We start from the raw sequence: 20,066 nt of genomic DNA, 5'->3' as shown, positions 1-20,066 counted from the left end.
TGAGAGGACTCCCCGCCCGCTCCTTCGAAGAGGTACGCCTCCCATGGCAGCCCAGCTCGTCGACGACCGCCGCTCCCCCGCCGCCACGGCGGCGGGCGGCCCGCCGCCCCCGCGCCGCACCCGGCTCGCCGCCCTGCCCGAGGTGCGGTGGGCCGCGCTGTCGGCCCTCGCCTTCGTCCTGGCCTTCCCCCTCGACCTGGCCGGGGCACCGGCCTGGGCCTGGGGGCCGCTGTACGCCGTGTGCTACGCGGCGGGCGGCTGGGAGCCGGGCCGGGCGGGGCTCCAGGCGCTGCGGGAGAAGACCCTCGACGTCGATCTGCTGATGGTGGTCGCCGCCCTGGGCGCGGCGGCCATCGGCCAGTTCCTCGACGGCGGCCTCCTGATCGTCATCTTCGCCGTCTCCGGCGGCCTTGAGGCCCTGGCGACCCGCCGTACCGCCGACTCGGTGCGCGGCCTGCTCGACCTGGCACCGGCCACCGCGCTACGGCTCACCGACGGCGGTGGCGAGCAGCGCGTGGAACTGACGGAGCTGCGCGTGGGCGACACGGTGCTGGTGCGCCCCGGGGAGCGGCTGCCCGCCGACGGCACCGTGCTCAGCGGCTCAAGCGACGTCGACCAGGCCACGATCACCGGCGAGCCGCTGCCCGTACCGAAGGAGCAGGGCGATCCGGTGTTCGCCGGGACCCTCAACGGCACGGGCGCGCTGCGGCTGCGCGTGGACCGGGACGCCGCCGATTCCGTCATCGCCCGGATCGTGGCGATGGTCGAGGAGGCCAGCGAGACCAAGGCGCCGACGCAGCTGTTCATCGAGAAGGTCGAACAGCGCTACTCGGTGGGCGTCGTCGTCGCCACCCTCGCCCTGTTCACGGTGCCGCTCGCGTGGGGCGCGGGTTTCACCGAGACGCTGCTGCGTGCCATGACGTTCATGATCGTGGCGTCGCCGTGCGCCGTCGTGCTGGCGACGATGCCCCCGCTGCTGTCCGCCATCGCCAACGCCGGGCGGCACGGCGTGCTCGTGAAGTCCGCCGTGGTGATGGAGCGCCTCGGCGAGGTGACCCGGGTGGCGCTGGACAAGACCGGCACCCTCACCGAGGGAGCGCCGCGCGTCGCCGAGGTCCGCGTCCTGGCCACGGCGGCGTCTCCGCTGCGGGCCGCCGTGCCCGGCGCGCCGGAGCGGGACGCGGCCCTGGCACTGGCGGCGGCCGCCGAGCACCCGAGCGAACACCCGCTGGCGCGGGCCGTGGTGAGCGCGGCGCGGGAGCGCGGGCTGGAGCTGGCGCGGGCTTCGGACTTCGGTTCCACGCCGGGCCGCGGGGTGCGCGCACTGGTCGCGGGGCGGGAGGTCAGGGTCGGCAGCCCGGCGGCGCTGCTCGGTTCCGGTTCCTCCGGCCTCTCCGGCCAGGCGGCGGAGCACGATGAGGCGGCGCGGGCGGTCGCCGAGGTGGAGGACACCGGCCGTACCGCCGTGGTCCTCGTGCTCGACGGCGCCCCCGCCGCCGTCCTGGCCATCGCCGACCGCACCAGGCCGGGCGCGCGCGACGCGGTCGCCGCGCTGGGCGAACTGACCGGCGCCACGCCCACCTTGCTGACCGGCGACAACGCGCGGGCGGCTGCCCGGCTGGCCGGGGAGACCGGCATCACGGACGTACAGGCCGGGCTGCTGCCACAGGACAAGGTAGCTGCCGTACGCGCGTGGGAGGACGCCGGGGAGCGGGTACTCGTCGTCGGTGACGGCGTCAACGACGCGCCCGCGCTCGCCGCGGCGCACAGTGGTCTCGCCATGGGCCGGGCCGGGTCCGACCTCGCGCTGGAGACCGCCGACGCCGTGGTCGTACGCGACGAACTGCGCGCCGTCCCCGCCGTGGTGTCACTCTCCCGGCAAGCCCGCAAGGTCGTACGGCAGAACCTGCTTATCGCCTCCGTCTGCATCGGCGCCCTGGTGGTCTGGGACCTCGTGGGCCATCTGCCGCTCCCGCTGGGCGTCGCCGGGCACGAGGGCTCGACCGTGCTGGTCGGGCTGAACGGGCTGCGGCTGCTCCGGGAGTCGGCGTGGCGCCAGCCGACGGACGAGAGCGGGAGCGGCGAGAGCGGGAGCGGCGCGGGCTGACGCGGGCGTGCCCCCGCGAGCCAGACACTGTTGGGAAATGGGTCTGTTGACTGCGCCCGCCGCCGTTAGGCGGCGGGACGCAGTGCTTCGAAGCGTGAGGTGCGGGTTTCGCTTCGGGGGACGCCGTTGGTCCAGGCGTCGAGTCGGGTGAGGTTCATCGCGGCGGCGGTGAAGGTGTGCTGCAGATGGGTCTTGTCCCGTCCGCGGTAGCGGGAACGGCGCAGGCCGAAGGCGCGGACACCTTGCGAGACAGTGCCCTCGATCCCGTTGCGAGCCTGGTGCCGTTCCTTCCAGTCATCGGTGTCTGCGGCGGCCCGGAGCTCGCGGATGGCTTCATGTTCGTCCCGGGGACGCAGTGTGATCATCCGGCCGTTGGGTGAGCTGGTGCACTGCTCCCGTGCAGGGCAGGGAGAGCAGTGCCGCGCGGCGAACTTGGCCCGGACGACCGGTGTGCCGCGGTGGCTGGTGGTGTCCCGCCAGACCGTGCTGGTCTGGCCGTTGGGGCAGGTCACGGTCCGGTTGTCCCAGTCGACGCTGAAGGCGTCCTGGTGGTACTGGCCCTGGGCCTGGGTGGCGGTGTCGGCCTGGATCGGGCCGAGGAGTTCAATGCCCAGGTCACGACGGGCAGTGACCAGATTGTGCCCGTCGATGTAGTTGGCATCCACCAGGTGCACTGCGGGAAGCCGCCCGCGCTCGGCCAGCGCGGCATGGATGACGCCTGTCATTTTCACGTCGCCGACCGAGGCGTCCGTGGTAGCGACATGGGTGATCAGGTTCGGAAGATCGGTCTCGCAGGTCTCGGTGAGATGGACGACGTATCCCGTCCATCCGGAGCCACGCTTGGAGCCCGGCCGGGCCTCGGAGTCGTAAGGAGACGCCGACCGCAGCCTGCCCGGCGGGAGGTCCTTCTCCTCCCGCCAACGCACCTCCCCCTCCACCATATGGAAGTTGTGCACCCAGGCCTGCCGCAGCAGTTCGACCGCCGACAGATCCCGCAGACCGCCCGGCGCCGACGGACCGAACACCGCCCCCAGTAACCGCACCCCGTCCGCGCCGATCCGCTCAGCCCGCTCCCGGCGCTTGTCCCTGCCCTTGGGCAGCCGGGCGTCCTCAACGCGGTGCCCGTACCGGTCGAACCACTTCGGGTCCGCCTGCGCCACCAGCCATTCCGGAGCGACAGCGGCCAGCGCGTTGAGCGCGGCCCGCAAGGTCTCTCCCATGTCCTCCAGCCGGTTGACCGACCGGATCGCTCCCAGCACCCGCGTGGAGTCGGTCCTGGCCCGCCCCGCCGGCTTCAGCAGTCCCCGGCTCCGGGCAGTCACGAGTACCCGCTCGAAGACCTCCCCTGCCATGCCTCCCTCGACCAGCCGGGCCCGGAAGTCGCTCAGTACCGAGTAGTCGAACCCGGTATCGGTCAGCTCGACCCCCATCGCGTACTTCCAGTCGATCCGGGTGCGAACCGCTTCCGCGGTCTGCCGGTCAGACAGCCCTTCGGTGAACTGCAACACCGTGACCAGCATCAGCACCCCCGGCGGCACCACCGGACGGCCTCCCGCAGGGAACAACCGCCCGACCTCCTCGGCGCGGAAGACATCCGCAAACTCATCCCGCAGGCGCATCGCCAGCGTGCCCTTCGGACACACCGTCCACGCAACCCGAGCTGTCTCCGCCGGGATCTCCCCGAGCCCCCACTGCCGCAGCGACACCGACACCCTCCCCAAACACAACGTCGACCCTCACCACCCCAACAGGGCGGCGAAGGCCGACGTCACGTTCAGTCCCCGGTTCCCCAACAGTGTCAGCCAGGCGGGGGCACGCCGCATCGGCGGTGCGTCGGGAGCGGGGCGCCGGACGGCGGCACGGTGACAGACCCGGTGACAGACCCGGTGGGAGACCGCGGTGACAGACCGCGGTGACAGACTGCTGGTCGTGAGCGAGCGCAACGCGGCAGGAACCGGACGGAAGGCGGCGAGCCGTGGGCGGCCCGCCCGGCTGTCCCGTGAGCGGATCGTCGAGGCCGCCCTGGACATCGTCACCCGGCAGGGCAGCGACGCGCTGTCCATGCGGCGCGTCGCCGACGCCCTGGGCAGCGCCCCCATGAGCATCTACCGGCACGTACGCGACAAGGACGAGCTGCTGATCCTGCTCCTGGACCGCATCGTGGCCGACCTGCCCCGCCCCACGCTGCCCGAGGAGCCCCGCGCGCGCCTGCTCACCCTGCTGACCTGGGAACACGATGAGCTGGGCGCCCGGCCCTGGGTCGTGGAGGTGCTGGGACGAGGCGACCTCATGGCGCCGTCCGTCGTATGGCTGCTGGAGGAGATCTACGCCGCTTGGCAGGCGTGCGGGCTCTCCCTCGAACAGGCGGCCACGGCCAACCGGATCGTCTGGGCGTTCCTCCTCGGCGACCTGACCCAGCGCGACGCGCGCCCCGACGGCCGCGCCCCGTACCAGGTGAGCGTCCCCGCGGAGGCCGACCCCGCCGAGCACCCCACGGTGGCGGCGCTGCGCGGCTACTGGACCTCCCCCGATCGCCGTGACCACTTCGCCGACGACCTCGCCACGCTGGTCAGCGCCCTGACGAACAGGGCAGGAGACACGCCGCCCCACGGTGATTGACGTCTCTGCGTACGCGTACGCAAAATGGAGGCATGAACGACATCGAAGCTCTCTACCGGCGCTGGCTCTTCGAGGTGTGGCACGGCGACTTCTCCGTCGCCGAGGACATCCTGACCCCCGACTTCGTCGGGCACTGGCCCAGCTTTGACGTGCACGGGCCGCGGGAGGCAGCCGAACAGATCCGCCAGTCGCACGACTACTTCAGCGACATCGAGACCACCCTCGACGTCGGACCGGTCATCGGTGACGGCCTGGTGGCCGCGCACTGGACGTTCCACGGCTCCTACCGCTCGGGCATCCCCGGCGCCTCCGTCGAACCCGGCACCCGGATCTCCTTCGCCGGGCAGGACATCTTCCGCGTCGCCGACGGCCGGTTCGCCGAGTTCTGGGTCGTCTCGGACGGTCTCGGCATGATGACCGCCCTGGGCGCCCTGGGCGGTCAGTGAGTCACCCACGGAGCTGGGACCGCCGCCCCGGCGGTTCTGACCCCGGCTCCCGGCGGAAAGGCGACATGACCTCCGTCAGTGACGTCGGCGGCGAAAATCTGCCAGATCCTGGCAGGTGGCGGCTGCTGGACTGGTGCGCCCAGCCCAGCAGGGCGTCCACCACAGGACGGATTCCATGACCACCGCCGCCACGTCCGCCGACGGCACACCCATCGGCCCCGCGTCCCCCGAAGAGACCGCCGCTCCACCCCGCTCGCCCCTCGTCGGCTGGCTCGCCGTGGCCGCGATAACGCTGGGCATCTTCTCGATCGTCACCACCGAGATCCTGCCGATCGGCCTGCTGACGTCGATCGGCTCCAGCTTCGGCCTCTCGGACGGAACGGCCGGGCTGATGATGTCCCTGCCGGGCGTCCTCGCCGCGGTCGCCGCCCCCACCGTCACCCTGGCGACAGCGCGCCTGGACCGCCGCTTCATGCTGTGCGCCCTGACGCTCATGTTGGCGCTGGCGAACTTCCTGGCCGCCGTGGCACCGGACTACCGGCTCGTCCTGGTCTCCCGCGTCATGGTCGGAATCGTCATCGGCGGCTTCTGGTCGATCGGAGCCGGTCTGGCCGACCGGCTGGTCCCGCCGGAGTCGGTCGGCAAGGCGACGGCGGTCATCTTCTCGGCGGTTCCGCTGGGCTCGGTACTGGGCGTGCCCGCCGGGACCTTCCTCGGCGACGTCGCGGGCTGGCGCACGGCGTTCTGCGTCATGGGCGTGCTGACGGTGGCCGTGTTCGGCATGCTGCTCCTGGTCCTCCCGCCACTGCCCGCCGAGCGGATCACCAGGCTGCGTGTGCTGCGTGACATGGTGCGGGGCACCAACACCCGCTTCGCACTGCTGATGACCTTCCTCGTCGTGCTGGCCCACTTCGGCACGTACACGTATGTGACGCCGTTCCTTGAGCAGGTCACCCACGCGGGCCCGGGGCTGGTCACCGTGTTCCTGCTGGCGTACGGGGTCGCCGGGATCGCCGGCAACTTCGCGGGAGGCGCGACGGTCGTCCGCCGTCCGCGTGCCACGTTCGCGGCCGCCGCCGGGCTGCTCGCCCTCGCGGCCCTGCTGCTCCCCGTCCTCGGCCGGTGGAGCGCCGGAGCGCTCGCGCTGCTGATCGTCTGGGGAGTCGCGTACGGGGCGGTGCCCGTCTCGTCGAAGACGTGGTTCTCCGCGGCGGCCCCGCACGCGCCGGAGGCCGCCGCCGTGCTGTTCACCGCCTCGTTCCAGGCGACGTTCGCGCTGGGGGCGCTGGCCGGCGGGCTCGTCGTGGACCGCGCGTCCCCCTCGGCGGTCATGGCGCTCGGCGGCGCGACCGCGCTGCTCGTCGTTCTGGTCGCGTGGATTCACTTCGCCAAGCGCCTCACCTGGCCGGACGACGCCTGAGTGACGCGGCGACGCGCGGGCCCGTGCGAGGTCCGCGTCCGTGCTGGCGCTGCTGCGGGTGCTGGCGCCAGTGCGGTCGCGGGGCCGTGCGTACCGCCTGTCGTGTCTGCGCCGGGTGAGCCTGCCGGTGCGCGATGCTGTGCCGGTGGCCCAGCGCTACGGGTGCCCGTGCCGGCTCGCTCCGGTCCCGCACCGATGCCCGGACCGCGAACAGCGCGCGGGCGGAAGGGAGATGGCGTGTACGACACGGAGGTCGCCATCGTCGGGGCGGGCGCCGCCGGGCTCTCCCTCGCCCACCGGCTGTGCGAGCCTCCTGCCGGCTGCCCCCGGCGCGAGGTGACGCTGGTCGGTGCGCCACCGGGACCGCTGAGCGCTCCGGAACGGACCTGGTGCTTCTGGGAGGAGCCCGGCGGTCCCTACGACCAGGCGCTGGCGGCCTCGTGGGACCGGCTGCGCGTGCGGGCCCCTGACGGGGAGGAGCTGGAGCGGGGGCTGGCTCCGCTGCGGTACAAGATGCTGCGGTCGGGCGCGTTCGAGTCGCTGGTGGGCGCGGCGCTCGCCGGTTCGCCGTCGCTGCGGCACGTGGCGGCGGTGGTCCACGAGATCCGCGACGCACCACCGCACGGGGCGGAGCTGCGGGGCGTCACCGCGGGCGGCGCGCCGCTGCGGTTGCGCGCCCGCTGGGTGTTCGACTCCCGCCCCCTGCCGGTGCTTCCGCCCGCCCGCACCACGCTGCTCCAGCACTTCCGGGGCTGGTTCGTCCGCACCGAGCGGCCCGTGTTCGACATGGACGTCGCCGACTTGATGGACTTCCGCACGCCGCCACCGCGCCGCGGCCTGTCCTTCGGCTACGTACTGCCGCTCAGCGCCGAAGAGGCCCTGGTGGAGTACACGGAGTTCGCCCCCGCCGTACTCGGTGACGACGGCTACGACCGGGCGCTGCGGCACTACACGGGCCGGGTGCTGGGGCTGGGCCGGTTCGAGGTGACCGGCACCGAGCAGGGGGTGATCCCGATGACCGACGCCCGCTACCCGCGCCGGTGCGGCGCCCACGTCTTCCGCGTCGGGGCCGCCGGTGGGGCGACGCGCGCCTCGACCGGATACACCTTCGCCGCCGTGCAGCGGCAGACGCGCGCCATCGCCGACGCGCTGCACCACGGCCGGTCGCCACTCCCGCCGCCCGCTCACCCTGCCCGGTCGCGCGCGATGGACGCCGTGCTCCTGCGGGCACTGGCCAGCGGCCGGGTGGACGGGGCGGAGTTCTTCACACGGCTGTTCCGGCAGGTACCGGTGGACCGTCTGCTGCGCTTCCTGGACGGCGCCACACGGGTGCGCGAGGACATCGCGATCGGCCTGCGCACCCCTGTCCTGCCGATACTGCGCACCGCGGCCGAACTCCCGCTGCTGCGCCGGAAGCCCGCCCCGGCGGGCGGTGGCTGACATGCTGCCGGTTCCCGGCATCCGTGCCCCACTGGAGGAGGAGACCGTGTCATGAGTACGCCGCGTGAGACGGAACGTCAGAACACGGAACGACGGGGCGCGGACCGCCAGAACGTGGGCTACCCGGACACGGACCACCACGTCATGGACCACCGCGTCACGGACCGCCAGGACACAGGACGACGGCGCACCTGCCGGCGGGGCAGGGACCGGCGGGCCCGGGTGCTCGTGCCGCCGCCGGGCCGTCCCCGGGTCACCGGTGAGGCGCCGCGTGTGGCCGTCGTCGGCGGGGGCATCGCCGGGCTCGCCGCTTCCACCGCGCTCGCGGAACGCGGGGTGCGCGTCACCCTCTACGAGCGGGAACCGGTCCTCGGTGGCCGGCTGGCGGGCTGGCCGGTGGAGCTCGCCGACGGCTCGGCGGCGACCATGAGCCGGGGCTTCCACGCCTTCTTCCACCAGTACTACAACCTCCGGGGGCTGCTGCGGCGTATCGACCCGGAGCTGACGTCGCTGGTGACCCTGCCCGACTATCCGCTGCGGCACAGTGGCGGCCTGTGCGACAGCTTCGCGCGGGTGCCGCGCACCCCGCCGTGGAGCGCGCTCGGCTTCGTGGCGCTGAGCCCGACGTTCGGCTGGCGGGACCTGGCCCGGATGCGGCCACGCGCCGCGCTGCCGCTGCTCGATGTGCGCGTCCCGGAGGTGTACGAGCGGTTCGACGGCATCAGCGCCCGGGAGCTGCTGGAGCGGGTCCGCTTCCCCGAGGCCGCCCACCATCTGGCGTTCGAGGTGTTCTCGCGGAGCTTCTTCGCCGACCCGCGCCACCTGTCCGCCGCCGAACTGGCGCTGATGTTCCACATCTACTTCCTGGGCTCCAGCGAAGGACTGCTGTTCGCCGTGCCCACGGAGCCCTTCCCACAGGCGCTGTGGGACCCGCTGGCCCGCTATCTGACGGGCCATGGCGTCGAGGTGCGGTGCGGCGAGGCCGTGCGGAGTGTGGACCCCGCGCCGGACGGCGGTCTCATGGTCACCGCTGACGGCCGGGGCCGGCGCCATGACGCCGTGGTGCTGGCACTGGACCCGGGCGGTCTGCGCGACCTCGTCGCGCGCTCGCCGCGCCTCGGTGACGCGCCGTGGCGCGCCCGCATGGCGCGGCTGCGCCTCGCACCGCCGTTCCTGGTCTCCCGCTGGTGGCTGGACCGCGCGGTGGCCGCCGACCGCCCCGGCTTCCTGGGCACGAGCGGATACGGCTCACTGGACAACATCAGCGTGCTGGACCGCTGGGAAGGGGAAGCGGCGCGCTGGGCGGCCCGTACCGGCGGCTCCGTCGTCGAACTCCACGCGTACGCCATCGAACCCGGCACCGGTCGGCAGGCGGCGCAGGACCGTCTGCTCGCGCAGCTGCACCGCGTGTACCCGGAGACCGCCGGTGCCAGGGCCGTCGGCCAGCACCACGAATGGCGGGCGGACTGCCCGCTGTTCCCGGTGGGCGGCTACCTGGACCGGCCGACCGTGCGGACGCCCGACCCGGCCGTGACGGTGGCGGGCGACGTGGTGCGCAGTGGGCTGCCGGTCGCCCTGATGGAACGGGCGGCGACCACGGGCTTCCTCGCCGCGAACACCTTGCTGGAGCGCTGGGGCGTGCGCGGCCAGACCCTGTGGACCGTGCCTGACCGGGGAAGGGTGCCCGCGCTGCGCGCCCTCGCTCGCTGGAGTGGCGGCTGAGGACGCGAGGGCGGAGCACCTGGGAGCATGGCCTGACGCTGTGTCAGCCAGGGAAGCGCCCTGCGGCGCGCAGTTCCCAGCGGCGCTCGGCGTAGGCGAGGTCGTCGCGCCACAGGCGTCCGGCGGTGGCGCGCATCAGCGGCCGCAGCAGCGGCGCGGCGTTCCGGGCGAGCGCGAAGCCACGTCGGCCGGAAGCGGCGACGACCGCCTCGATGACCGCCGTACGCGGCCGCCCCGCCGCGTCAGGGGCGAGCGGCGTGGCGTGCGTCTCCACGACGGAGCCCTTCCCCTCCCCGCGCGTGACGCGCATGACGACCGTGCGGGGCCCTGGCGCGGTGAACACCGCGCGGACCGGCACGACCGCCCGGCCCGCGACCTTGAACGACACCTCAACGGAAAGCCCGTCACCGCCCGCTGCGGCGCCCTCGTCCGGCGCGCCGGTCACCCTGAGGTCGGCGAAGGAGTACGGGTGCAGCCACGCCCCGTGCCACGGGTCGAGGCGGTTGGCCACCACGTCCTCGGGCTCGCACCGCCCCACCCCGGTGTACACGGCGTCGAGCGCCGTCGCGAGGCGCGGCCGGTCGGGCACCGGGGGCCGCTTCAGGGGCTGTTCGCCGCCGACGTGGTCAAGGCGCACCCAGGTGAGCACGCCGTCGTCGTGGACGGGATACGGCTCCCATCCCGCGAACGGGCGGCCGTCGAGGGGGAGCCCGTGCCAGTGGCAGATGAGGGTCCCGCAGCGTACCCGGCCGTCCCGCAGGGCGGCGCCCAGATGCGGGCACGCTCCGGGACCGGCGCGGAGCCCGCCCTCCGTGCCCCGCCAGACGACGACCTCGGCACCGGCGACCGTGCGCCCGTAGGGACGGCCGGGCCGGATGTCCCGGGTGGCGCCCACGACGTACCAGTTGCCGCTGGGGCGGGCCTGGGCGCGCTTGACCGCCTGCGCGATGACGGCGGGGGCGGCGTCGCGCCAGGTGGGCCGCTGGTCTTCCCATGGGGTCGCGCGGCGGCGCAGGCGCAGCGGGTACAGTCCGCCGGGCCGCGCGGCGCCCCCGCTCACGCCGCCTCCGTCCGCTGCCGGGGCCGCTCGGCGCCCGGTCGGGTCGGCGCCGGGCCCGGCATGGCCCGCTGGTCGCGGGCGACGCGGGCGCGCACCCGGGCGGCGGCGACCCGCGCCAGCCCGTCGGCGGCCACGGCCGCACGGCGACGGCGCGGGACGACGGCGCGCCGGTGGAGGGTGGCGTAGCCATCGCGGTCGATGGCGTCCAGGATCGCGCTGTAGAGAACGAAGGCGGTACGGATACACGGGCGGGACACCGGGTCGAGCATGCCGAGGCCGGGCGCGGCCCGCCGGTACATGTCGCCGGTCAGAGCGGCGGCGGCCTTCAGTGCCGCGGTGATACGCGCGTCACGGGCGCCGGTGGCGCGGCTCCACTGGAGGAGCCCGCGGCTGACGCCGTGCGCGGCGAGCAGGTCGGCGGGAAGGTAGACCCGGCCCCGGTCGAGGTCTTCGCCGACGTCGCGGACGAAGTTGGTGAGCTGGAAGGCCACGCCGAGCGCGGCGGCGTACGGGGCGGCCTCGGCGCGCGGGACGACGGTGCCGAGTACGGGCAGTATCTGGAGTCCGATGACGGCCGCTGAGCCGTGCGTGTAGCGGTACAGGTCGTCCAAGGTGGCGTAGCCGGTCACGTCGAGGTCGCTGCGCATGGCGGCCATGAAGTCGGCGAAGTACCGGTGGTCGATGCCGTAGACGGCCGCTGTGTGCGCCAGCGCCCGGACGACCGGCTCGTCGCTGTGCCCGCGCCGCAGCCCGGCGTCGAGCCGGTCGTGCAGTGCCCGCAGCGTCGCGCGGCGCTCCCCGGGTGTCGCGTCGCTGCCGAGATCGTCCACGATGTCGTCGGCCCAGCGGGCGAACCCGTACAGCGCGTGCACGGCGGGCCGCCGCTCGACGGGGAGCAGCCGCGTCGCGAGGAAGTACGTCTTGCCGTGCCGTGCGTTGAGCAGTCGGCACTGGGTATACGCGGCGCGCAGGGCGGGGTCGGTGATGCCCGCCGCGTCGAGTTCACGGCCCGTCATACGCGTACCCCCTGCCGGGCGCGGTCGCCGGCAGCGGCCGTGGGCGTGAACACCCGGGTGCGGGTGGGGGGAAGGCCCGTGACGCGGGCCGCCGCGAGCTTTCCGGAGATCAGCACGGTGGGCACGCCGACGCCAGGGGTGGTGCCGCACCCGGCGAGTACGGCGTTCACGGTGCCGCGCACGAGGTTGCGGGGGCGGAACGGGCCGGTCTGCGCGAAGGTGTGGGCCGCGGAGAACGGGGTGCCCGCCGCGTGTCCCATGGCGGTCCAGTCGACCGGTGTGACCAGGCACTCCGTCTCGATGGCCGAGGCGATGCCGGTCAGCCCCCGCCGCTCCAGTTCGGTGAGAAGGGCGGCGCGGTAGCGGGGGGCGAGGCCGCGCCAGTCGTCGGTGCCCGGGCCGATGTCGGTGTTCGGGCACGGCACGAGGAGGTGGTGCAGATGACGGCCGGGCGGCGCCAGGGAAGGGTCGGTGGCGGTGGGGCGGGTGATGAGCAGGGACGGGTCGGTCATCAGCTGCCCGCTGCGGGTCAGTTCGTGGAAGGTGTTCTTCCACGCCGCCCCGAACGAGAGCGTGTGGTGGGCCAGGCCCGGCCAGGTCCTGTCGGTGCCCACGTGCAGGACCAGCGCGGAGGGGGAGCGCCGCAGCCGCACGGCGCGGCGCGGCTGGCGGCCGAGCAGCCGGTAGCTGACGGGCAGGTCGGGGGTGAGCACCACGGCGTCGCAGGGGATGCGGTCGTGTGCGGTGATGACGGCCGTGACCCGGTCGGCCGACCGTTCCAGCCGGAGTACGTCGTGCCCGTAGCGGAAGTCGGCTCCGGCGTGGGCGGCGGCGTCCGCCATGGCGCGGGGCAGGGCGTGCATGCCGCCCCGGGGGAAGTACACACCGGCGACGGTGTCCATGTAGGCGATGACGGCGTACGCGGCGAGGGCCCGGGCGGGCGGCACTCCGGCGTACAGCGACTGGAAGGAGAAGACCCTCCGCAGGCGCTCGTCGGTGAGGAACCGGCCGATGCGGGCGTCGAGTCTGCCGAAGCCGCCGAGCGCGGCGAGCCGTGCGAGGTCGGGGTGCAGCAGCTGGAGCGGTGAGTCGTAGTTGGTGTCGATGAAGCGGCGTCTTTGCACCGCGTACAGCTGTCGCAGCCACTCGCGCAGCCGCCGGTAGCCGGCGGCTTCCCGGGGCCCGGCGAACTCCTCGATGGCCGCCTCCATCGCGGCCACCTCGGTGTGGACGTCCAACTGGCCGCCGTCGGCGAAGTGGGCGCGGTAGGCGGGGTCGAGGCGGATCAGGTCGAGGCGGTCGCCGAGCGTGTCACCGACGGCGGCGAAGGCTTCCGCGACGAGGCTGGGCATCGTCAGCACGGTCGGGCCGGTGTCGATCCGGTAGCCGTCGAGGTCCAGGCGTCCCGCGCGGCCGCCCGGCAGCGCGTCGCGTTCGACGACGGTCACCCGGCGTCCCGCGCCGAGCAGGTGCAAGGTGGCGGACAGACCGGCGAGCCCGGCCCCGACCACTACTACATGCCCGGTGGGGCCTTCCAGCGTTCTCACTGGCTGACCCCGTCGGGGGCCCTGTGGCCGGTGGGCGACCCGGTGCCCGTGGAGGGCTGACGTCCGGTGAGGGGGCGTCCCCCTGGCTGCGTGCGGCGCATCCCTGGTCCTCTTCTCGCGTCGGCCGGCTGGTCCCCCGTCACGCCGGTCTTGGGCTCTTGCGGACGCGGCGGGGGGGCGACGTCAGAGAAGTGGCGTCGGGGCAGGTCACAGCCGCGGCCACAGTGCACCACGGCGGGTGGTCTCCCGCCCCGGCAGCACGTCGGGCCTGGGCCCTTCGGGCGACAGCGACCACCCGGACGCACCGTGCGAGCCGGAGCGCCGGGCGCACGGAGCGCCTCCGTACGGTGCCGTCGCCAGGTCCGGCGACACGAGCGCGTGCCGCGAAAGTGTGTGCGGTGCCGGGTGGGTCGTAGTACTCCTGAGACCTCAGATATACGTGCGCTCTCACCTGGAGTCGTCCATGGCAGTCCACCGCGTCGTGCCCAACATCCGTTCCGAGGCCCTGGAGGAGAGCAAGGAGTTCTACGCTCTGCTGGGTCTGCGGGAGGTCATGAACCACGGCTGGGTCATGACGCTCGCCTCCCCGTCCCACCCGGCCGCCCAGGCGAGCTTCATGACCAGCGACAAGACCGCGCCCGTGGCACCCGACATGAGTATCGAGGTGGGTGATGTGGACGCGGTCTACGAGGCGATGCGTGCGAGCGGCGCGGAGATCGTGCATCCCTTGCAGGACGAGGAATGGGGAGTGCGCCGGTTCTTCGTGCGCGACCCCAACGGCCAGGTCGTCAATGTGCTGGGCCACGTGTGACCCGGCCACTGGCGCCCGTCGTTCAGTAAAGCGCCGCGTCTCGCACGCGGGCGCGCGTCACGCCGTCAGCCGGCGGTCGGGGCACCCCGACCGCCGGGCCGGCGAGGCGGCCAGTGGCGCCGCCCGGCCCCGACCGCTCAGAACGCGCCATTTCTGTCCCCGCCTCTGCGCCGTCCACTGAGAGCTGTCCAGCGCACCGGCGCCGTCACGCGCGCCGGTCTTGCGCACTACCGGCCAAACCCGCTGACCTGGCGGGCGACCGCCTGGCTCGAGGGGTAACTCACCAGTAGGTCAAGGGAAACCCAGCAGTAACAGCCGACGGCATATGCCAATTACACGAGCTGCACGTTCCAGCAGGTCTCTGCGGCAAGGCGAAGGAAGGCCCAGAAATAGAGTCTGTCTTCAACTTTCTCGCTCATGAACGTCGGGAAACGAGCTAATTCGGGTGACCAGTTTCCGTCCGACTTGATGCTGAGTAGGGTGTGGCCTGCCGTAGCCGTTGGAGCCGGGGATGACTTCCGGCCGAATTCGGCATGGGCGGGATCTGCGCGTGTGGGTGGTGTCGTCGGCAGGATCGGCAGGAGAACATGTCCGCTGGGTTATTCGAGGGGCAGTACGTGTGGCATCCGGCGGCCGATGACCATCGACTGGCGCGTGCGTGTGTGGATGTACGGGCGGGCCGGTACCTGAGTGCGGATGAGGCACTGAAGGAGGCCCGGCCGGATTTCGGCCTTCGGGCCCACCGGTCGCTGGTGCTGGCGTCCGAGGCCGCGGACTCCGACCTGGCCGAACGCTGGTTGGCCGAGGAGCCGAACCCCGAATCAGCGACGCTCTGGGCGCGGGTGGCGGTGCTGCGCGCTCTCCGCGCCGCCGATGACGGCGACCGGCGGGCCGCCGCGCTGGCGCAGATAGCGCTGGCGGCGTGCGAGCGTGCGGCGGAGACCTCGCCCGGTGACCCGACACCGTGGGTGGCTCGGCTGAGCCTGACCCGCCTCCAGCGGCCCCGTGATCCCGCCCCGCAGGGGCTGCTCACCGCGCCGCCGGGGCCCTGGGCGCTGTTCGCCCACATCCTGCGGCTCGACCCCTGGCACCGCGAGGCGCATCACCGGTTCCTGGCGTTCTTCTTCGCCCGCTACGGCGGGATGACCAATGAGGCGTGGGACGTCGCCGCGTTCCTCGGCCAGCGCGCCCCGGCCGACTCGGTCCTGCGGCTGCTGCCGCTGGTGACGCTCGCCGAAACGTACAACCCGGACTCGCCGCTCGCCGACCGCGTCTGGGAGCAGCCCCAGTGGAGCTCGACGGCCCTCGGCGTCTACCAGCACTGGCTTCCGCATGTCCCCGGATACCACTTCACCCCCGTCCTCGACCTGGCGTACCTCGCACACGCGCTGTTCATGGCGCGCCGCGAGTTCGAGGCGCGGGCGGTCTTCACCGCCATGGGCCCGTACGCCTCGCGTATGCCCTGGAGCATGTTCGGCGACCCGGAGGAGCAGCTGAGCAAGGCCAGACGCATGTGCGGTCTCCCGGTGCCCGGCGCGACCTGAACGACGGAAGCGACCTACCGCTCACACCTCGCACGACCCGGCGTTCCCGGCGCCCAGGCGACAAGGGGCCGGTGGCGCGGACGCCTTTCAGTGACGCGTACGGAAAAAACGACATCGATGTCTTCCTGTCACCCCCATCAGAGAGGTCCCGACAGTGTCCGATCCCGCATTCCTCGCGCGTGAGAAAACCCGGCGCCGTGCCGCGCCCGTGCCCATCGACGACGACGCGACACTGCACGCGATGGGATATCCGCGAAAACTGACCCGGCGCTTTCGGGCATTCGATAATTTCGCGATCTCGTTCACGATCATCAATATCATCTCCGGCATCTTCTCCTCTTTCGGTTTCGGTATGCATGCCGGAGGTCCGCGGATACTGGTATTCGGCTGGATCGCCGTTTCCATCATGGTGCTGTTCGTCGGCGCTTCCATGGCGGAAATCTCCTCCGCCTATCCGACCAGTGGCGCTTTGTATTTCTCGGCGGGCAAACTCGCCAAGCGGCACCGGGGCGCCTGGTCCTGGTACACGGGATGGCTGAACTTCGTCGGCCAGGTGGGCGGAACCGCGGCCACCGGCTACGCGGCCGCCACCTTCATCCAGGCGTTCCTCGCGATGCAGTGGCCGTCCTACGACGTGACGCCGCAGCGCACCGTCCTCATCACCGCCGTGATCCTGCTGGTCCAGGCGCTGGCCAACACCTTCACCGTGCAGCTGGTCGCCCTCCTGAACCGGATTTCCGTGTGGTGGCTGCTGGTTGGCCTCGTGGTGATCGTCACCTGCCTGACCGTGATGCCCTCGCACCACCAGTCGGCGTCGTTCGTCACCCATTTCGCCAACGCCACCGGGTTCAGCAACGGGCTGTACGGCGCGATGCTCGGCCTGCTCGTCACCAGCTGGACCTTTACCGGCTTCGACGGCAGTTTCCACATGTCGGAGGAAACCGTGCGGGCGACCGTCAACACACCGCGGGGCATCATGCGGGCCATCGGGTACTCGGCGGTGGCCGGACTGATCCTCATGCTCGCCCTGGTCTACGCGATCCGCGACTACGCGCAGGAGGCGAGCGCGGCGGCGCCGCCCGTACAGATTCTCATCGACGCGCTTGGCATGGGCACGGCCAAGTTGCTGCTGTTGATCGTCATCGGGGCCATGCTGTTCTGCGGCCTGGCCAACATGACCAGCAATACCCGGCAGATCTTCGCCTTTTCCCGGGACGGCGCGATGCCCGGCTCACGCTGGTGGCACTCGGTCTCCTCCCGGACCCGTACGCCCGTCAAGGCGGTGTGGCTCGCCGCCGCCTGCTCGCTCGCGCTGGTCATCCCCGGCTGGTGGTCGCACACCGCGTTCACCGCCATCGTCAGCGTCAACGTCGTCGGGCTCTTCCTCGCCTACGGTGTGCCGATCTTCCTGCGGCTGCGGCTGGACGACGAGTTCGAGCACGGCCCGTGGCACCTAGGGCGGTACGGCAAGGCCGTCGCGCGCGTCGCCGTCACCTGGATCGTGTTCAGCAATGTGCTGTTCATGCTGCCGCACTCGTCGCCGATCACCCCCACCTCGTTCAACTACGCGCCGATCGCGCTGGGGACGGTGCTCCTCATCGCCACGGTGTGGTGGTTCGCCAGCGCCCGGCGGCGCTTCCAAGGCCCCGTCAGCTACGGTCGGCCAGACGAAGTCGCGGCCATGGACCTCATCTGACGTCACCGCGACCGCCCGCGGCCGTTCGCGGCCGCGGGCTCGCCTGCCCCCAGAGGAAAGGACCACACACGGCATGAACTCCCTCGGCGACGACCCGTCCCAGCCCACCACCCGCGAGACCCCGACAGCCCCCTCCCCTGGCGGCGGGACGTCCGCCACCGGTGAGCGCGCGGCAAGCCACCGCGGCGGGCCCGCCGACCGACTCACCGTCAGCCGGGCCGGCCTGGACGACTGGCACCACGTCGTGGAGTGGGCCGCCGAGGAGGGGTGGAATCCCGGGCACAGCGACGCGGCGTGCTTTCACCCCACGGACTCCGCCGGATTCTTCCTCGGGCGCCTCGACGGGCGGCCCGTCTCGGCCGTCTCCGTCGTCAACTACTCCGACCAGTACGCGTTCCTCGGCTACTACCTGGTGCACCCCGAGCATCGCCGCCGCGGTCTCGGCCTGGCCACCTGGCGTGCCGCCACGCCCCACGCCGGGGACAGGCTCATCGGCCTCGACGCGGTCCCCGCCCAGGAGGCGACCTACCGGCGCTCCGGATTCCGCACCGCGTACCGGACCGCCCGCTACGCCGGACGGCCCGAGCGGCACACCACCCCGCCACCGGGGGTCACGCCCGTCACCGCCGCCCACCTCGACGCCGTCACCGCCTACGACCAGCGGTGCTTCCCGGCCGAGCGGCGCGCCTTCCTCGCCCGCTGGCTGACCACCGAGGGGCACGCCGCCTACGTCTGCCTGCGCGACGGGGAGATCGCCGGTTACGGGGTGATCAGGAAGTCCCGCGACGGACAGCGCGTCGGCCCGCTGTTCGCCGACACCCGGGAGGACGCCGAGGCCCTGTTCGACGCCCTCACCACCCAGCTCGGCCCGGACGAAGAGGTCTGCGTCGACGTCCCCGAACCGAACGCCGCGGGCGGAGCGCTCGCCACGGCCCGCGGCCTGACGCCCGCGTCCGAGACCATGCGCATGTACACCGGCCCCGTCCCGCCGACCCGCCTTGAGTGCACCTACGGCGTCAGCACGCTGGAACTGGGCTGACGGCCCCGACGCCACGGTGGGCATGGGCGGCGCCCGTGCGGCGCGCCACCGGCCGGGGCCACGGCCTTACAGCGTGCGGCCGCCCGTACGCGTGGGCCGGTCCCGGCCGGAGGCGTCAGCGGGCCCGGAAGAGCCCCGCCGGCGCCCGGGGAGGACCCAGGAGAGCAGCGCGGCACCCGCGAGCAGACCCGCCGCGGTGAGCAGCCCCGCGCTGTACCCGTCGTTGAGCGCTGTCAGGGCCGGGTCACCGTCGCGTACGGCGGCTCCCGCGCGGCTGGTCGCCACGCTCACCGCCACGGCCGGTCCCAGCGAACCGCCCACCTGCTGGGCGCTGTTGAGCAGCCCTGAGGCCACGCCCTCCGCACCGGCCGGGACGCCGGTGGTCGCCGCGCCCGCCAGCGGGACGAAGCAGGCGCCGATGCCGAGGCTGGTGAGCGGCGAGGCCGTGTGAGGTCGCCTGAGGCCGCGTAAAGGCGTGTGAGGCCGTCTGGGCCGTCGTCCGGTCGGGCCACCGCCCGGCGCGCCGAGCGGCATCAGCGGCCGGGCTGCCCCTGGTTGCCGGCCGCCGAGGGACGCGCGGACATGGCGCGGTCCGCGCCTGCCAATCGGCGGGCCATCGCTCACGCACATTAACGTACACATATAATAAAAGTATCCTCAAAGCCGGTTCCGCGACAGCGGGACACCGGCCGGCGGCACCATGACGAGGCGAGACGATGAGGGCAGAGCACTGACTGGGAACACGACGGCCCCGCCGAGGCGAGGGCGGCCACCACGGCTGTCACGGGAACAGATCGTCACGACGGCATACGAGATCATCGTGAGAGACGGCTCGGAGCAGCTGACGATGCGGCGACTGGCGACAGCGCTCGACAGCACGCCGATGGCCGTCTATCACCACGTGCGGGACAAGAACGAGCTGCTGGCGCTCGTACTCGAACACGTCGCACGGACTCTGCCGCACCCGCCCCTGCCGGACGATCCCAGACAACGGCTGCTGACGGCTTGCGAGTTGATGTACCAGGCGTTCCTGGACAACCCGTGGGTCGTGCCCATCGTCGCGCGCGGCGACCTGGTGGGCGTGTCGGCTGTCTGGATGACCGAGGAGATCATCGGCTCGCTCATCGCGCTGGGCCTGAGCGACGAGCAGGCGTTCGGGGCCCACCAGACGATCTGGTACTTCACGGCCGGGAAGGTCATGGCGACCGTTCCGCGCCCGGGGGCGACAGACCAGGGAGCGGAGCACCGGGCGGACGCGCCGCACTACATCGAGGTGGCCACCGCGGGATCGGAAGCCGGCACGTTCCGGCATCTGGCCGGACTCGCGTCGCGGGCCCGGCGACTGGAGGCGGAGTACACCTACCAGCGGGGCGTCGAGCACATCCTCGACGGGGTGCTGGCGCGGCGCCCCTGACGCCTCGTCCGGTTCGCCCGGGCAAACGCGACGGCCAGGCCGCGAAAGCGGCCTGGCCGGTACGGGGACCCCGGTCCGGGCGGGTCAGGCGAGTCCCAGCTCACGCTCCGCTGCTTGGCGTGCTTGTTGGGGGGTGTCGGTGGTGCGGGCGGCTTGGGCGGCGCGTTGGCATTGGGCGAGGGTGT

General features: G+C 72.8%; 16 protein-coding genes. 11 read left to right on the top strand and 5 right to left on the bottom strand.

Translation table 11 applies throughout. The features are described 5' to 3' along the window. Nucleotides 1–43: 43 nt before the first annotated feature. Entirely contained in the window at nucleotides 44–2,107 is a 2,064-nt protein-coding gene (locus tag AC5P1B_RS12720; RefSeq protein ID WP_493887044.1) for a heavy metal translocating P-type ATPase, read from the top strand. Nucleotides 2,108–2,172: 65 nt separating this feature from the next. On the opposite strand, the gene AC5P1B_RS12715 is transcribed toward AC5P1B_RS12720, so the two are convergent. Then, nucleotides 2,173–3,813, bottom strand: a complete 1,641-nt coding sequence (locus AC5P1B_RS12715) for an IS1182 family transposase (protein ID WP_493887043.1) — start codon at nucleotides 3,811–3,813, stop codon at nucleotides 2,173–2,175. A 223-nt stretch (nucleotides 3,814–4,036) separates the two neighbouring features. Between AC5P1B_RS12715 and AC5P1B_RS12710 the strand changes: the two genes are divergently transcribed. The 5 genes from AC5P1B_RS12710 to AC5P1B_RS12690 all read left to right on the top strand — a co-directional run bounded on the left by AC5P1B_RS12710 (nucleotide 4,037) and on the right by AC5P1B_RS12690 (nucleotide 9,754). Next, the gene (locus tag AC5P1B_RS12710) at nucleotides 4,037–4,726 is read left to right on the top strand and encodes a TetR/AcrR family transcriptional regulator (RefSeq protein ID WP_493887042.1); all 690 of its coding nucleotides are present in this window, start codon (nucleotides 4,037–4,039) and stop codon (nucleotides 4,724–4,726) included. A 32-nt stretch (nucleotides 4,727–4,758) separates the two neighbouring features. Next, on the top strand, nucleotides 4,759–5,172 hold the full coding sequence (locus AC5P1B_RS12705; RefSeq protein ID WP_493887041.1) for an ester cyclase: 414 nt from the start codon (nucleotides 4,759–4,761) through the stop codon (nucleotides 5,170–5,172). A gap of 175 nt (nucleotides 5,173–5,347) precedes the next feature. After that, nucleotides 5,348–6,592 carry an MFS transporter gene (locus AC5P1B_RS12700; protein ID WP_493887040.1) on the top strand — a complete coding sequence of 415 codons (1,245 nt, stop codon included), beginning with the start codon at nucleotides 5,348–5,350 and terminating at the stop codon, nucleotides 6,590–6,592. Between the two features lie 237 nt (nucleotides 6,593–6,829). Beyond that, nucleotides 6,830–8,032 carry a lycopene cyclase family protein gene (locus AC5P1B_RS12695; RefSeq protein ID WP_493887039.1) on the top strand — a complete coding sequence of 401 codons (1,203 nt, stop codon included), beginning with the start codon at nucleotides 6,830–6,832 and terminating at the stop codon, nucleotides 8,030–8,032. 144 nt (nucleotides 8,033–8,176) lie between these two features. Continuing rightward, nucleotides 8,177–9,754, top strand: coding sequence for an FAD-dependent oxidoreductase (locus tag AC5P1B_RS12690; protein WP_493887343.1), 1,578 nt, complete (start codon nucleotides 8,177–8,179; stop codon nucleotides 9,752–9,754). A 43-nt stretch (nucleotides 9,755–9,797) separates the two neighbouring features. On the opposite strand, the gene AC5P1B_RS12685 is transcribed toward AC5P1B_RS12690, so the two are convergent. Genes AC5P1B_RS12685 through crtI form a run of 3 tightly spaced genes read right to left on the bottom strand, consistent with a single transcriptional unit; the run spans nucleotide 9,798 to nucleotide 13,377 of the window. Beyond that, the gene (locus AC5P1B_RS12685; RefSeq protein ID WP_493887037.1) at nucleotides 9,798–10,814 is read right to left on the bottom strand and encodes a Rieske (2Fe-2S) protein; all 1,017 of its coding nucleotides are present in this window, start codon (nucleotides 10,812–10,814) and stop codon (nucleotides 9,798–9,800) included. After that, nucleotides 10,811–11,830, bottom strand: a complete 1,020-nt coding sequence (locus tag AC5P1B_RS12680; protein ID WP_493887036.1) for a phytoene/squalene synthase family protein — start codon at nucleotides 11,828–11,830, stop codon at nucleotides 10,811–10,813. The genes AC5P1B_RS12685 and AC5P1B_RS12680 overlap by 4 nt, the downstream gene beginning before the upstream one ends. Further along, nucleotides 11,827–13,377 carry a phytoene desaturase family protein gene (gene crtI / locus AC5P1B_RS12675; protein ID WP_493887035.1) on the bottom strand — a complete coding sequence of 517 codons (1,551 nt, stop codon included), beginning with the start codon at nucleotides 13,375–13,377 and terminating at the stop codon, nucleotides 11,827–11,829. Before crtI ends, AC5P1B_RS12680 begins: the two co-directional genes overlap by 4 nt. 463 nt (nucleotides 13,378–13,840) lie before the next feature. On the opposite strand from crtI, the gene AC5P1B_RS12670 reads away from it, so the two are divergent. From AC5P1B_RS12670 to AC5P1B_RS12655, 4 genes are all read left to right on the top strand, one after another. Beyond that, the gene (locus AC5P1B_RS12670) at nucleotides 13,841–14,188 is read left to right on the top strand and encodes a VOC family protein (protein WP_493887034.1); all 348 of its coding nucleotides are present in this window, start codon (nucleotides 13,841–13,843) and stop codon (nucleotides 14,186–14,188) included. A gap of 587 nt (nucleotides 14,189–14,775) precedes the next feature. Next, nucleotides 14,776–15,732 carry a hypothetical protein gene (locus tag AC5P1B_RS12665; RefSeq protein ID WP_493887033.1) on the top strand — a complete coding sequence of 319 codons (957 nt, stop codon included), beginning with the start codon at nucleotides 14,776–14,778 and terminating at the stop codon, nucleotides 15,730–15,732. 241 nt (nucleotides 15,733–15,973) lie between these two features. Continuing rightward, the gene (locus tag AC5P1B_RS12660; protein WP_493887342.1) at nucleotides 15,974–17,428 is read left to right on the top strand and encodes an amino acid permease; all 1,455 of its coding nucleotides are present in this window, start codon (nucleotides 15,974–15,976) and stop codon (nucleotides 17,426–17,428) included. A 73-nt stretch (nucleotides 17,429–17,501) separates the two neighbouring features. After that, on the top strand, nucleotides 17,502–18,467 hold the full coding sequence (locus AC5P1B_RS12655; protein WP_493887032.1) for a GNAT family N-acetyltransferase: 966 nt from the start codon (nucleotides 17,502–17,504) through the stop codon (nucleotides 18,465–18,467). Between the two features lie 66 nt (nucleotides 18,468–18,533). Here AC5P1B_RS12655 and AC5P1B_RS12650 read toward each other — a convergent pair whose 3' ends face one another. Then, nucleotides 18,534–18,821, bottom strand: coding sequence for a hypothetical protein (locus AC5P1B_RS12650; protein ID WP_493887031.1), 288 nt, complete (start codon nucleotides 18,819–18,821; stop codon nucleotides 18,534–18,536). A gap of 466 nt (nucleotides 18,822–19,287) precedes the next feature. Between AC5P1B_RS12650 and AC5P1B_RS12645 the strand changes: the two genes are divergently transcribed. Then, nucleotides 19,288–19,881, top strand: coding sequence for a TetR/AcrR family transcriptional regulator (locus AC5P1B_RS12645; RefSeq protein ID WP_493887030.1), 594 nt, complete (start codon nucleotides 19,288–19,290; stop codon nucleotides 19,879–19,881). Nucleotides 19,882–20,066: the final 185 nt, after the last annotated feature.

The sequence above is a fragment of the Streptomyces sp. A01 genome (assembly GCF_059026195.1).
The sequence above is the reverse complement of the archived record's forward strand: the minus strand, read 5'-3'. Positions and strand labels throughout refer to the sequence as shown.

What these genes read in the sequence shown, in the direction of transcription:
- AC5P1B_RS12720 (WP_493887044.1), top strand. Translation starts at nt 44, where the DNA reads ATGGCAGCCCAGCTCGTCGACGACCGCCGCTCCCCCGCCGCCACGGCG.
- AC5P1B_RS12680 (WP_493887036.1), bottom strand. Translation starts at nt 11,830, where the DNA reads ATGACGGGCCGTGAACTCGACGCGGCGGGCATCACCGACCCCGCCCTG.
- AC5P1B_RS12660 (WP_493887342.1), top strand. Translation starts at nt 15,974, where the DNA reads ATGGGATATCCGCGAAAACTGACCCGGCGCTTTCGGGCATTCGATAAT.
- AC5P1B_RS12665 (WP_493887033.1), top strand. Translation starts at nt 14,776, where the DNA reads ATGTCCGCTGGGTTATTCGAGGGGCAGTACGTGTGGCATCCGGCGGCC.
- AC5P1B_RS12670 (WP_493887034.1), top strand. Translation starts at nt 13,841, where the DNA reads ATGGCAGTCCACCGCGTCGTGCCCAACATCCGTTCCGAGGCCCTGGAG.
- AC5P1B_RS12705 (WP_493887041.1), top strand. Translation starts at nt 4,759, where the DNA reads ATGAACGACATCGAAGCTCTCTACCGGCGCTGGCTCTTCGAGGTGTGG.
- AC5P1B_RS12690 (WP_493887343.1), top strand. Translation starts at nt 8,177, where the DNA reads ATGGACCACCGCGTCACGGACCGCCAGGACACAGGACGACGGCGCACC.
- AC5P1B_RS12655 (WP_493887032.1), top strand. Translation starts at nt 17,502, where the DNA reads ATGAACTCCCTCGGCGACGACCCGTCCCAGCCCACCACCCGCGAGACC.
- AC5P1B_RS12700 (WP_493887040.1), top strand. Translation starts at nt 5,348, where the DNA reads ATGACCACCGCCGCCACGTCCGCCGACGGCACACCCATCGGCCCCGCG.